General features: G+C 54.1%; 11 protein-coding genes and 1 pseudogene. 2 read left to right on the top strand and 10 right to left on the bottom strand.

Features of this window, described 5'->3' with window-relative positions:
- Both lspA and Q673_RS34275 read left to right on the top strand, forming a co-directional pair.
- Nucleotides 1-314 (top strand): signal peptidase II (gene lspA / locus Q673_RS36275; protein ID WP_023007328.1); only part of this gene is annotated, 314 nt, incomplete at its 5' end.
- Nucleotides 315-335: 21 nt separating this feature from the next.
- Nucleotides 336-1,625, top strand: a pseudogene (locus Q673_RS34275) (ISL3-like element ISPpu12 family transposase).
- A gap of 198 nt (nt 1,626-1,823) precedes the next feature.
- On the opposite strand, the gene Q673_RS34270 reads toward Q673_RS34275, so the two are convergent.
- The 10 genes from Q673_RS34270 to Q673_RS36665 form a co-directional block, all read right to left on the bottom strand.
- Entirely contained in the window at nt 1,824-2,282 is a 459-nt protein-coding gene (locus tag Q673_RS34270) for a hypothetical protein (RefSeq protein WP_023007325.1), read from the bottom strand.
- Nucleotides 2,283-2,300: 18 nt separating this feature from the next.
- Complete coding sequence (locus Q673_RS34265) at nt 2,301-3,641, bottom strand: APC family permease (RefSeq protein WP_023007324.1); 1,341 nt, start codon at nt 3,639-3,641, stop codon at nt 2,301-2,303.
- Nucleotides 3,642-3,779: 138 nt separating this feature from the next.
- Nucleotides 3,780-4,253, bottom strand: coding sequence for a hypothetical protein (locus Q673_RS34260; protein WP_023007323.1), 474 nt, complete (start codon nt 4,251-4,253; stop codon nt 3,780-3,782).
- Between the two features lie 46 nt (nt 4,254-4,299).
- The gene (locus Q673_RS36265) at nt 4,300-4,638 is read right to left on the bottom strand and encodes a hypothetical protein (protein WP_081712101.1); all 339 of its coding nucleotides are present in this window, start codon (nt 4,636-4,638) and stop codon (nt 4,300-4,302) included.
- 75 nt (nt 4,639-4,713) lie between these two features.
- Nucleotides 4,714-5,523 carry a prolipoprotein diacylglyceryl transferase gene (lgt, locus tag Q673_RS34255; RefSeq protein ID WP_023007321.1) on the bottom strand — a complete coding sequence of 270 codons (810 nt, stop codon included), beginning with the start codon at nt 5,521-5,523 and terminating at the stop codon, nt 4,714-4,716.
- A gap of 284 nt (nt 5,524-5,807) precedes the next feature.
- On the bottom strand, nt 5,808-8,933 hold the full coding sequence (locus tag Q673_RS34250; RefSeq protein WP_023007320.1) for an efflux RND transporter permease subunit: 3,126 nt from the start codon (nt 8,931-8,933) through the stop codon (nt 5,808-5,810).
- A complete protein-coding gene (locus Q673_RS0118820; protein WP_031218772.1) occupies nt 8,933-10,561 on the bottom strand; it encodes an efflux RND transporter periplasmic adaptor subunit in 1,629 nt (542 codons plus the stop codon). The genes Q673_RS34250 and Q673_RS0118820 overlap by 1 nt, the downstream gene beginning before the upstream one ends.
- Nucleotides 10,562-10,596: 35 nt before the next feature.
- Nucleotides 10,597-11,901, bottom strand: a complete 1,305-nt coding sequence (locus Q673_RS0118815; RefSeq protein WP_235048545.1) for a TolC family protein — start codon at nt 11,899-11,901, stop codon at nt 10,597-10,599.
- A gap of 157 nt (nt 11,902-12,058) precedes the next feature.
- Nucleotides 12,059-12,472 (bottom strand): hypothetical protein, encoded by a 414-nt coding sequence (locus Q673_RS36670; protein WP_152527157.1) that lies wholly within the window; start codon nt 12,470-12,472, stop codon nt 12,059-12,061.
- A gap of 224 nt (nt 12,473-12,696) precedes the next feature.
- Nucleotides 12,697-13,113, bottom strand: a complete 417-nt coding sequence (locus tag Q673_RS36665) for a hypothetical protein (protein ID WP_152527156.1) — start codon at nt 13,111-13,113, stop codon at nt 12,697-12,699.
- Between the last annotated feature and the right edge of the window lie 6 nt (nt 13,114-13,119).

Genomic DNA, 13,119 nt, shown 5'->3' with positions numbered 1-13,119 from the left:
GCTGGCAGCGCTACTTTTTTATCGGAATCGCGGTAGTGGTCTCGATTTTTCTGATCAAGCTGATCCTTGAAAATCGTCATAAAGGAGAAGCCATCGCTTACAGTCTTATCCTCGGTGGCGCCATGGGCAACCTGATTGACCGGGTCTTTCGCGGCTATGTTGTGGATTCCTTTGATTTCTATTGGCGAGACTGGCATTGGCCGGCCTTCAACCTGGCTGATATTGCAATTGTCCTCGGTGCCTTACTTTTCGTTTCCAGCAGCTTGTTGGGTAAAAAAGCAAACACCAATGCCGAGCCGGATGGATCTGACTGACACCTACGCCTATACAACACCATGACCGAACTTCCCGACAACATCCTTCACCTGCCGCAATACCAAGTACTGGGCTGCAAATCAACCGACGACGAAATGCACTTCCAGGTGGGCGTGCCCGATCCCATCGCCTGCGAGGAATGCGGCGTGCAGGGTGAGTTCGTACGGTTCGGCAAGCGTGACGTTCCCTATCGTGATCTGCCCATCCACGGCAAGCGGGTCACTCTCTGGGTGGTCCGCCGCCGATACACCTGCCGGGCCTGCAAGACAACATTCAGGCCCCAGCTACCGGAGATGGTGGACGGATTCCGTATGACACTGCGGCTGCATGAGTACGTGGAGAAGGAATCCTTCAACCACCCCTACACCTTTGTGGCGGCACAGACCGGCCTGGACGAGAAGACGGTGCGCGACATCTTCAACGCCCGCGCCGAGTTCCTGGGGCGCTGGCACCGCTTCGAGACGCCCCGCATCCTGGGCATTGACGAGCTATACCTGAACAAGCGCTACCGCTGCATTCTGACCAACATTGAGGAGCGAACCCTGCTCGACCTGCTGGCCACCCGCCGCCAGAACGTGGTGACCAACTACCTGATGAAGCTGAAAGACCGGCAGAAGGTCGAGATCGTCAGCATGGACATGTGGAACCCCTACCGGGCAGCGGTCAAGGCTGTGCTGCCCCAGGCCCGTATCGTGGTCGATAAGTTCCATGTGGTGCGCATGGCCAACGATGCCCTAGAGAGAGTGCGCAAGGGCCTCAGAAAGGAGCTGAAACCGTCCCAGAGCCGGACTCTCAAGGGAGACCGGAAAATCCTGCTGAAACGCGCTCACGAAGTCTCAGACCGGGAGCGCCTCATCATGGAGACCTGAACAGGCGCGTTCCCGCAACTGCTGGCCGCCTACGAGCACAAGGAGCGCTTCTACGGCATCTGGGACGCCACCACACGGCTCCAGGCAGAAGCCGCCCTGGACGAGTGGATAGCCACCATCCCGAAGGGCCAAAAGGAAGTCTGGAGCGATCTGGTCAGGGCAGTGGGAAACTGGCGCGAAGAGACCATGACCTACTTCGAGACGGACATGCCCGTCACCAACGCTTACACGGAGTCCATCAACCGACTGGCCAAGGACAAGAACCGTGAAGGGCGCGGTTACTCCTTCGAGGTGGTGCGGGCACGAATGCTCTACACCACGAAGCACAAGAAGAAGGCACCGACTGCGAAGGTCTCTCCTTTCTACAAGAAAACCATCGGTTACGGACTGCCGGACTTCGCAGAGGAATTCAACTACGGAGTCGATCTATCAACCATCTGAGGGTGGTATCAGATTGATGGGGTGAAGGTGCCCCATCAACCATTAAATCCGTATACCCATAAAAAACAGGACAATCGGCATCGATGCCAGACACGCAATGCCGATGCCGTTCTGGTACGTTACATTAGGAACAGTCAGGACAGATGTTATGCCGAGGGTGGCGATCAGGCAGTTATAACAGATCCAGACATCATTTTCTTACAGATCGTCCATCCTCCCAGTCTGCCGAACAAGGCGCATCGCTTCATGCTGTTCCAGCTCAAGAAGGGATTCAAGCAACTCCCTTGCTTCAGGAATCTCCGCCTTGCCAACCAAGTTACGATAGAGATCCGTCACTTGATCATGGAAGTCGAAAATCTCCCGACAGATTTCATTGAAACCCAGCGCAGCATAGGGTGCATCACAGGTCCGATGCGTCCGGATCGGCCTGTGTTCCAGATAATCATATACATAGGTATTCAATGCTTTGGGGTCCGCTCTACTCTTTAACTCACCAACAACATACTCCATCTCATGCTCATGAGCTGCCAGATAATTAAGGAGCATCTTGGCACGCTCTTCTTCATTATGATCGGCACAGTGAGAAAGACAGCGCGCCAAATGCTCATGCAGCTGCCGTGTCCAGTCAATCAGGTCACCAAAGGTCCGAACCTCCATGATCCTTATCCTTAATAGTTAATGAGAATGAGTATTATCGTTTGAACTAGAAGCGCCGTTACGAGACAAAAAGAGTCGCTCGGCAATCAAGATAGCCGCCATGACAATCGTTGCGACGATTAGCACCAGGGGATCTGTCGTCGCTTTCACCCAAAGGAAGCCTGCCAGCACGACGGCATCCAGCAGTATCGCAATAACCAGCACGATTGGGTTGGCACCGACCTCCTTGCGAAGATGACGCAACACCCCCCAATGAACAGCAATATCCATGATCAAGTAAAAAATGATACCAAGTGCTGCGATACGGCTAAGGTCAAAGAAAGCCGTCAGAACCAAACCAAGCACGACCGTATAAACCAGGGTATGCTTCTGGATACTGCCTGGCATATGAAAGTGACGATGCGGCACCAGTTCCATTTCCGTCAGCATTGCCAACATGCGTGAGACCGCAAATATACTGGCAATGATGCCACCCGCGGTGGCCAGCATGGCAAGGATGACGGTGAACCAAACGGCGGCCTCTCCCAGCGCAGGACGGGCAGCAGCCGCCAACGAATAATCTTTCGTTTCGATTATCTCGCTCAACGACAGATTACTGGCGACAGCGAAGCCCACCAACGCATAGATCACCACACACAGGGCGATCGAGATCATGATCGCCCTGCCGACGTTGCGATGGGGATCTTTTATCTCTGAACCACTATTGGTGATCGTCGTGAACCCCTTGAAGGCCAGGATCCCCAACGCGGTTGCTCCTAGAAAGCCTGACAGAGATCCCTCGGGCGTCGACGCCGAGGTTTCCATGCCGACCGAGTCGGCGATGATGACACCGACGACCCCGAACAAGATGACCCCACCAATTTTTATGAACCCGAGTACTGACGCAACACCCTGAATCAGCTTGTTGGCAGAGAGATTTAGTAAAAATGCAGATATCAGCAGCGCAACACCCAATAAGGGGACAAGCAGTGACCTATCCCCAAAATCGAAAAGCTCTAGCGTGTAGGACCCAAACGTTCTCGCCAAAAAACTTTGTGCTATCACCATGGAGAAATACATTAAAAGCGCATGGAAAGCGGTGGTCAGAGTTGGTCCATAAGCCTTGTTGAGGTACATGCCAATACCACCAGCTGACGGATAGGCATTGGACATTTTCACGTAGGAATAAGCACTGAAAGAGACGATTAGAGCCGCTGACAAGAAGGCTAACGGGAAAAGCTCTCCCGTCATCTCGGCCATCTGTCCCGTCAAAGCAAAAATACCAGCGCCAATCATGACCCCGGTCCCTAAGGCAATCGCACCGACCAGCGAGAGGCTATTCTGCTTGTACTGTGGCGTTCTATCCATTGACTGCATCATCTCTCTCATGGGTGAATGAAACCAGACCCTACCGAAAGGAAAGCCCTCTTGACATTCTGAGACTCGCCCGATGACGAATAGTAGCGCGTAATTCAACACGACAGAATCAAAGTGTAGAACCTATGTGCAACCCAATAGTCAAATATTTTCTTTGGATACAACCTCCGAACCTAGCCGATGACGACGCGCCATCCACAGTATCAGCGGTGGCAAGATCAACCATTGGAGTAACGGCGAGAGGCCGGTGCCCAACCACGGCACACGGGGCATCAGCTGCGCATACTCCCACCGTTGACTGAATAACGTAGCGTGCCACTCCATCGCCACCGTGATACCGACGCCCACCAGCACGAAGCCCAGGCACTCCTTCGCTCCATAGACCCGAAGCCAGTCACGACGTCGATACCATACAGCCACCGACCAATACGCCATCAACGCGATCACCACATCGCCAAGGGCCGCCTGGGTACAAGCCTGCACGGCTTCCCAATGTGGCATCACAGGCATGCCCGCATACAACGGAACCTGTAGAAACTCCCAGGGCAGATTCAGCAGAAAGGCAAAGAGCGCTACATGAAGCTCCGGCGCCGAGCGGAGTAAGCGTAGCTTCATGCAGTGTTCACCTCAAGGCTAGCCCATGCGCGGTTATGACTACCATTCAATGGCAGCTCCAAGGCTCCTTCTTGGCGTTGTCCTTCACATTCTGATCGACAAATCGATAATGCTCCTCCTTGAAGCGGTTCCACCAACCACGACTGATTTCGACCGCATATTTGTCGAGAATATCTTCGACGCAGTCGAGGCAGAGACGTGAGGCATCATAGGCCAGGTGAAGCTTTCGTTTCTTCTCATCGAACGAAACACTGTCTAGCCCGTATAGCTCATCAATATCTGCAACAGCCGCTTTCACCGCATCCAGATCGCTGGAATCAAGCTTTAAGTGTCGGTTCACCAAGGTCGTTTCAGAAACTCCCAACCGATGCTCTCTGTGTGTCATGAGAATTCTCCTCGTACTGTAATATCGTTAACGTTCTTCCAATATTATCGACATACCTCATATCACTTGTCTTGCTTACCGGTCTGATGTAGCACCCATGGTTCGCTGACTACGACATGCAGTGGTGACCAGGAACGCACCTGCTGCCAACATTGGTACCGTCAACAACTGTCCCATAGTGAGCCAATCAAAGGCGATGAAGCCCAATTGAGGATCGGGTAAGCGCACAAACTCCACGATGAAACGGAAGGTGCCATACAGAAGCAGGAATAGACCCGAGATAAGCCCTTGAGTTTGCGGTTTCCGTGACACCCACCACAACACGACAAACAGCACCACACCCTCCAGGACAAACTCGTAGAGTGCTGATGGATGTCGGGGTTCAGGCCCCAAGCCCAGCATGGGAGGGAAGATCATCGCCCAGGGCACTTCGCTGGCCCTCCCCGGCAACTCGTGATTGATGAAGTTGCCCAGACGCCCTGCCCCCAGACCGATCGGCACCAGCGGGGCGATGAAATCGGTCAGCTGAAGGTAGGCCAGGCGGTGACGGCGAGCGAACAGCCACGCGGCGATCAGTACGCCGGCCAGGCCCCCATGGAAACTCATGCCCCCTTCCCAGACCATGAACAGCCACAAGGGGTTGGTCAGGAGCTGATCGAGCCCATAGAACAACACGAAGCCCAGGCGGCCGCCGATGATGACGCCCAGAGCGCCATAGAAGATCAGGTCACCGATATCATCGTGGGTCAGGCCGAGACGGTGGGCTCGCCGCCGCCCCAGCCACCATGCGGCCGTCAGCCCTACCACGTACATCAGGCCATACCAATGTAGCTGTACCGGTCCGAGGGAAAATGCCACTGGATCGATCTGTGGGTACGCAATCATGGCAATTTCCTCTTCCTCGCGACCTTCGGCTTCTATGAATCGTTCGACGCTACGCCAGCGGGTTAGCGAATAGCCAAGCGTGTTCTGTTATCTACCAGCATAGCCTCATGGCCTGAATACAAGCTGAATCTTGACTCACGAAGTGCAAATTCAACCTAACGCCAGGGGGCATCGCTGGTGTACCTCACATCGAGTACCACTGACGATTCGTGTTAGGCTGGGTGCTCGCGAGATACTGCATTCGATTATCTAGAATGTGCCACCCAGCCTTGTCGACCCTGACGTTATGCATGATTCACATGGCGGCATTTCCACAGGTAGTAGACACAGGGCAACACCAGAAGCGTCAGTATCACTGCGCTCAACATCCCCCCCACCATCGGGGCCGCAATGCGGCTGACCACCTCGGAACCCGTGCCGGAGCTGTACATCAGCGGCAGAAGACCGGCAATGGTCGAGACCGATGTCATCATTACCGGTCTCACCCTGAGAGCAGCACCGTGCAGCACGGCATGGCGAAGAGTCTCCCGACGGGGTTGTACTCCCTTGTGTTGGCAGCGCTCGAGCATCTGCTGATAAGCCTGGTTGAGATATACGAGCATGATCACTCCGATCTCGACTGCCACCCCGGCCAGAGCGATAAACCCCACTCCCACGGCCACGGAGAAGTTATAGCCCAGCAGATACATCAGCCAGATGGCCCCTACCATGGCCAGTGGTAGCGTGCCCATGATGATGGCTACCTCACTGAAGCGCTTGAAGCTCATGTAGAGCAGGATCACGATGATGGCCAACGTGAAAGGCACCACATAGCTCAGCTTTTCTTTGGCACGCAACATGTATTCATATTGCCCGGACCACGTCACCGAATACCCGGCGGGCAGCTCGAGCTCCTCCGCCACGACGTCCATGGCGCGCTGCACGTAGGTCCCGACATCCACGCCCTCGATATCCACGAAGGTCCAACCGTTGGGACGTGCGTTTTCGCTCTTGATCGCCGGTGGACCGTCCTCCACGTAGATGTCCGCCACGTCTGCTAGCGCGATACGCTGCCCATTGGCGGTGACGATCGGCAGCTCGGCCAGCCGCTCGGGGGAGTCCCGGTAATCCTGTGGGTAGCGCAGGTTGACCGGGTAGCGCTCCAATCCCTCGATGGTCTGAGTAATGTTCTGACCACCGATAGCGGTCGCCACCACTTGTTGCACGTCGGCAATGTTCAGGCCATAGCGCGCCGCCTGAGCGCGGTTGATATCAACCTTGATATAGCGACCTCCGGCCACCCGCTCGGAATAGACCGAAGCGGTACCAGGAACATCGCTAAGGATCGTCTCCAGCTGCTGTCCGATGAACTGAATCTGCTTGAGATCTTCTCCGCCCACCTTGATGCCCACCGGCGTCTTGATCCCGGTTGCCAGCATGTCAATACGCGTCGAAATCGGCATCACCCAGGCATTGGATACCCCCGGTATCCGCACCAGGCTGTCGAGTTCCTTCTTGAGCTTGTCGGTGGTCATCCCCTCTCGCCACTCTCCCCGCGGTTTGAGTTGAATGAAAGTCTCGATCATGGTCAGCGGCGCAGGGTCGGTAGCCGTGTCGGCCCGTCCGATCTTGCCAAACACGGTGTCCACCTCCGGTACGCTGGCAATCAGTTTATCGGTCTGCTGAAGGAGCTCCCGCGCCTTGCCGATCGACAGCCCTGGATAAGTGGTCGGCATGTACATCAAGTCGCCTTCATCCAGGGGTGGAATAAACTCGCTGCCAATCTTGCTGACCGGCCAGAAACCTACCAGGGTTATCGCCAGCACCAGGGCGATGGTCGTCTTTGGGAATCTCAATACCGCCTTGAGTACCGGCATGTAGACCCCGACCAGCAGTCGATTGACCGGATTCTTGTGCTCAGGAAGTACGCGGCCGCGGATGAAATAGCCCATCAGCACCGGAACCAAGGTGACCGCCAGCCCGGCACTGGCTGCCATGGCATAGGTCTTGGTGAAGGCCAAGGGTGAAAACATTCGCCCCTCTTGGGCCTCGAGGGTAAAGACAGGAACAAAGCTGACAGTGATGATCAGCAAGCTGAAGAAAAGAGCCGGTCCCACTTCCACCGCCGAGTCGGCCACCACCTTCCAGCGGTTCTCACGCGTCAACGGTGTACGCTCCATGTGCTTGTGCAAATTCTCGATCAATACGACGGCGCCATCGATCATGGCACCGATTGCAATGGCAATACCCGCAAGGGACATGATATTGGCGTTGATGCCCTGCCAGTTCATGATGATGAAGGCAGTGAGAATGCCCATCGGCAAGCTGATCATCGCCACTAACGCAGAGCGCAGATGGAACAGGAAGAGCACGCATACCAAGGCTACGATGGCTAACTCCTCGAGCAAGCCACGCAGCAGGTTGTCTACCGCCTTTTCGATCAAGCCTGAACGGTCATAGACCGTCACGACCTCCACCCCCTCCGGCAGGCTGGACTGGAGCTGCTCAAGCTTGGCCTTGACGCCATCGATCGTCTTCTGGGCATTCTCTCCTGTGCGCATGACGACGATGCCGCCGACGGTCTCACCTTCCCCGTTCAGTTCGGCAATGCCACGACGCATCTGGGGCCCCATCCCGATGTCGGCGACATCCTTGAGCAGCAGAGGCGTTCCATTGTCATCCACACCCAGCGGGATACTGGCAAGATCCTCACGACTTTGGATATAACCTGTGGCGCGCACCATGTACTCGGCTTCGGCCATCTCGACGACCGAGGCGCCAACTTCCTGGTTGGCCCGCTGTATAGCGGTCTGGATGTGAGCCAGGGGAATGTCGAAGGCACGCAGTTTCTCCGGATCTACCACGACCTGGTATTGCTTGACCATGCCGCCAAGCGCCGCGACTTCAGAGACGCCCGACACGGTCTGAAGCTCATACTTCAGAAACCAGTCCTGCAAGCTCCGCAACTCACTGAGATCATGTTGGCCAGTCTTGTCGATGAGGGCGTAGAGATAGACCCACCCCACGCCAGTGGCATCTGGGCCAAGCTGTGGGCGCGCACTATCCGGTAGCGTAGGCGCCACCTGAGAAAGATACTCCAGCACACGAGAGCGTGCCCAGTAGGGATCGGTATCCTCATCAAAAATCACATAGACGTAGGAGTCACCGAAGAAGGAGTATCCGCGTACCGTTGCCGCCCCGGGAACCGACAGCATGGCCGTGGTGAGCGGGTAGGTGACTTGATCTTCGACGACCTGCGGAGCCTGGCCCGGGTAGTTGGTCTTGATGATCACCTGCACATCTGACAAGTCCGGTAGAGCATCAATCGGGGTATTCTTGACTGAATAGATTCCCGCCCCCGCCAGAATCACGGCAGCAAGAAGCACGAGAAAACGGTTGCTTATTGACCAACGGATCAACGCAGGAATCATTACTTGCTCTCCCCAGTTGCATGGCCTTGATGGCTCATCACGTCTTGCTGGCCGCGTTCCGCATTACTGGTTTCTCCGTGATCCATGCCCTCATCGCTGGGGGCTTTAGTCTTATCATCGTCAACATGCACACCGCGTAGAGCGACTTTGTCTTCCGCAATCCGTTCGAGTTCGGCATGGATGTCCATACCGTCTTTCAGCTGTTCAAGGCTAACCGTATCAGCAGCCTGGAAATTCATGCTCATGGCCGGCCATTCCCAAACCGCTATAGGGGCATGGGAAAGCGTTACCATGCCATGATCCGGCATGACATCTTCGATGCGTGCTGGCACCCATACGGTCTCAACAAGGGAATTATCATCGGCCTCTTCAGCACTGTCACTATGCTCCATTCGTCGAAAGTCTGATGTTCGACTTGACTCGGAATCCAGAAGGAACTGAGCCGACGTAACAATGCGATCGCCCTCCTCCAGGCCCGATAATATCTCGACGGTTTCCCAACCCACGCGTCCAACGTCGACTTCGATCGATTTGAATTTTCCATCACCCAATGCAAGAACGACACGCGACTGGCTTCCGGTGCGAATCAAGGCCTCACGGGGTATTTGCAATGCCTCAGTCGTCGTATCGGACATAATGGTCAGCTGAGAAAACATTCCAGGCTTCAGTGCCAGGTCGTCGTTGGCGAAACGCATCCTTACACGAGCCGTACGCGTCTCACTATCAATACTTGGATATATATAGTCCACCACCCCTGTCCACTGCCGTTCGGGCAGATAGTCAAGGGTCATGCGAACCTCATCACCCTCAGAAATCAAAGCTGCCTGGCGCTCAAACACCTCTCCGACAGCCCACACGTGATCAAGAACGCCGATACTCATCATGCTCATTCCCGGGCTCACGAACATTCCTTCACGCACTTGCAAGTTGTCCAAAACGCCACTCTGGGGCGCGCGCAAGATGATCGTCTGGCTGACCTGACGCGTGTCTTTGAGGCTCTGGATAGCCTCAGTAGGAACCTGTAACGCTCGCAGTCTCTCCAAGGCGGCAGAAATCAGGCGTTGGTTACCGCGGTTCATTGCGAGCAACAGCTCTTCTTGAGCATTAACGAGCGTCGGCGAGTAGAGTGAATAGAGTGGCTGACCCTGGGTAACTCGATCCCCTTCGGACTTGGCAAATAGTTTCTCTATCCATCCCTCGACGCGGGGATGGATATGTACCAGCTTGTCCTCATCGTATTGGACATAGCCAACTGTCCTTACCGTAGTGTCAAAGGTATCCTTTTCGACTGTGCCTGTTTTGACACCAAGATTATTGACGACATCAGGAGAAATTTTCACTGTCCCGGGAGTATCTCCTTGGTCCTGATCATCATATACCGGCACGAGGTCCATCCCCATCGGGGATTTTCCAGGCTTGTCCCGCTTATAGTTGGGATCCATTGGCGCCACCCAATAAAGGGGAACGCGCTCTCCACTTTCTTCCACCCCAGTCTCACTACTATCGTTTCCAATAGCAGTTTCTACTGCATTCAGGATGAATGTCTTGCCTCCCAGGACTATACTGCCGGACACGCCCAACATGACGCCTAACGATATGACGAAAAAGTACCTACCCATTTGATTCATCGTGATGTCTCATTCCAGACTTGAGAAGTCGTGAGTTAGCGTGAAGACGTGCCTTGGGACAGCAGGTAGTTGATATCCGAGATCACCTTGAGTCGTTGGGCTTTCAGGCCTATGAGCTCCACACTCGCATTGGTTTCATCAATTCGTGCCCGCACGGCTTCTGCAAAATCACCATCGTCATTGTTATAGGCATTCAGGGAAGCTTCGGCCTGTTCGCTCAGCTCTGGCAACAAGCGATTCCCATACAGTGCAAGCCTTTCATCAAGCCGCGACAACTTAGCCCAATTTGTTTCTAGCCTGGCAATCAGTTCGCGTATCAAGCTTTCCCTTTGATATTGCGCAGATTCATAGCGAGAGGCAGCCGCCGCCACTCGCTTGTCCTGTCGATTTTCCGTAAAGATAGGCAAGTCGAATGTGACGCCGACGGAGAACAAATCCGCTCGGCTCCCACCCATGGGGTCGTCTTCGCGGTAGCCATACTGAGCCGACACACCCCATTCTGGCTTGTACTGCTGCCTCGCTGCATCGACTCCAATTTCCATGGCATCAATCGACTTATCGACTGCCAGCACGGCAGGGTGATACCTCACCCGCTCATACCATGCCTGACGATTGGGACGCTCAACGGCAGTGAAAAGCTTAGGTTCTTCCAATTCCAGCCCGGGGAAATCCGCCACTACCGGCATTATCGCTTCGCTCCCCAGCCATTCAGATAGCTGTCGTTCAACGGCCTCCTGTTGCTGCCTGAGATCGGTCAACCGGTCCTCCAGGCGAGTCAACTCCAACTGAGCACGAATCACATCGTCTTGGCGGGTCATTCCGAAGGCGGACGCATAACTCACCTCGGCGACATCAGCTAGCTGCTCAAACAAGCTACGATCACGCTCTATCCGCTCGACGCTCAGCTGAGCACGAGTGGCCTCCAGCCAAAGCTGGCTGACCGTAGCCTCGACTCTGGCTTCCCTATCCTGCCGCAACATCGGCTGTTGGGCCGCAATCTGCTGCTTTTGTTGCTTGGCAAGCGCCAGGCTATCTCCTCTGGGAAATTTCTGACTGATTCCTACGCTGAACTGGGTCATACCTTCTTGATTCAAGTCAAAGGTATCAACCGGCAGATTTCCCGCTTTCAATGAAATCTGGGGATCAGGTAGCTGGGCCGATGCAATGGCCTCGTTCTCAAGGGCGGCTTCAGTGGACATACTTCCGGTTAACCAAGGGTCTTGATCAATGGCTATCTGTATCGCTTTTTGCAAACTGTCCGCTTCACTTCCGGCAACAGCAATAGCTGGCATCCAGGCGACACCCAAGACACCGGTGAGTAATAATGCAGCCTTGATCACAGCAGATCTCCACGAAAAGGTTATGCCACACAGCAAAACATCATCATAACTAAATTAAATACTCAGCCATAATACACCATGACTGGAAATCTATTCGGAAAACCAAAATCTTACTGGGACGCTGGTTGGCCAGCATTAGCTGGCCAACCACCGCGCATCACTGAATGTCTACATGCAGACTGTACTGGTGCATATCACTATCACCAAACCCACCACTATCACCTGATACCATCAGGCGATATTCGCCTTTCTCGAGCTTTTCATCAATCGTGAAGTCTCCATTGAATGAATCTACTTCCGCAATAGTTTTCCCTGAATCATTCATCAACTTTGCCTTCATCCCAAGTGTAAGACTTGATGATCCTGGAAAGTGATCACTGGCAATTTTCACCTCCGAACTTTCGTTTAACGAAAGTGCATATTCATGTGGGAAGCCGCTGGTCAAAATCCCACCAGACGTAATCCCCTCCGTCAGCTGCCTGCCTTGGGATTCAGTATGACCAAAGCTCGCAAATGCCGGAGTAGCAACGATGCTAATAATGGCGGCGGCAAGTGCAAATTTGATTTTCATGTCAACTCTCCATTTCTGTTTGATGACAGGGCTAGACTACCCCTCCTACCTGAACCCAGGCTTAACAGGTAGACTTAAAAACCATGACACAGGTCATAACTGTTCACTTGCATTGCCAACATCATTTGTGGTTCCCCAAAAAATTACCCATGATTGGTCTGTAATAAAAAAGGCCAGCTCAAGGCTGGCCACTATGATAAAAAAACTCTGCCCGACTACTTCATTCAGTATGCGGTGTGAAGCTCATACCGGTTTCGATCACTCTCAGCATTGCCTCCCAGTGATGATCCTGACACTTCAATTTGATAACTCCCAGGTTGCAGCTGTCTGTTGAGCTGAAAGTGACCTCGAGGGCTGGATGCTTCCGCTACACGGTTACCGGCATCATCATATAATATCGCTTTGATCTGATTACCCTGACTCGACACTCCCGCAAAGTGTTCACTTGAGACTCTCAGCGTCGTGGGCTGGTCGATGTTGACCTGGAAGCGTTTCGGGTGTCCATTAGCCAGGATCTGTGTAGGAGATACTCCTCTTTCCAAAACCGGCATCTCCTGGACACTGGCTCCCATATTGGCGAGGACAGGCATTGAAAACATGCTTGCCACTGCCATTCCAAAAGTAATTGTCTTGAACTTCATGAGAGG

Source organism: Halomonas sp. PBN3 (assembly GCF_000475415.1).
In the GTDB taxonomy this organism is placed as follows: domain Bacteria; phylum Pseudomonadota; class Gammaproteobacteria; order Pseudomonadales; family Halomonadaceae; genus Halomonas; species Halomonas shengliensis.
The sequence above is the reverse complement of the archived record's forward strand: the minus strand, read 5'-3'. Positions and strand labels throughout refer to the sequence as shown.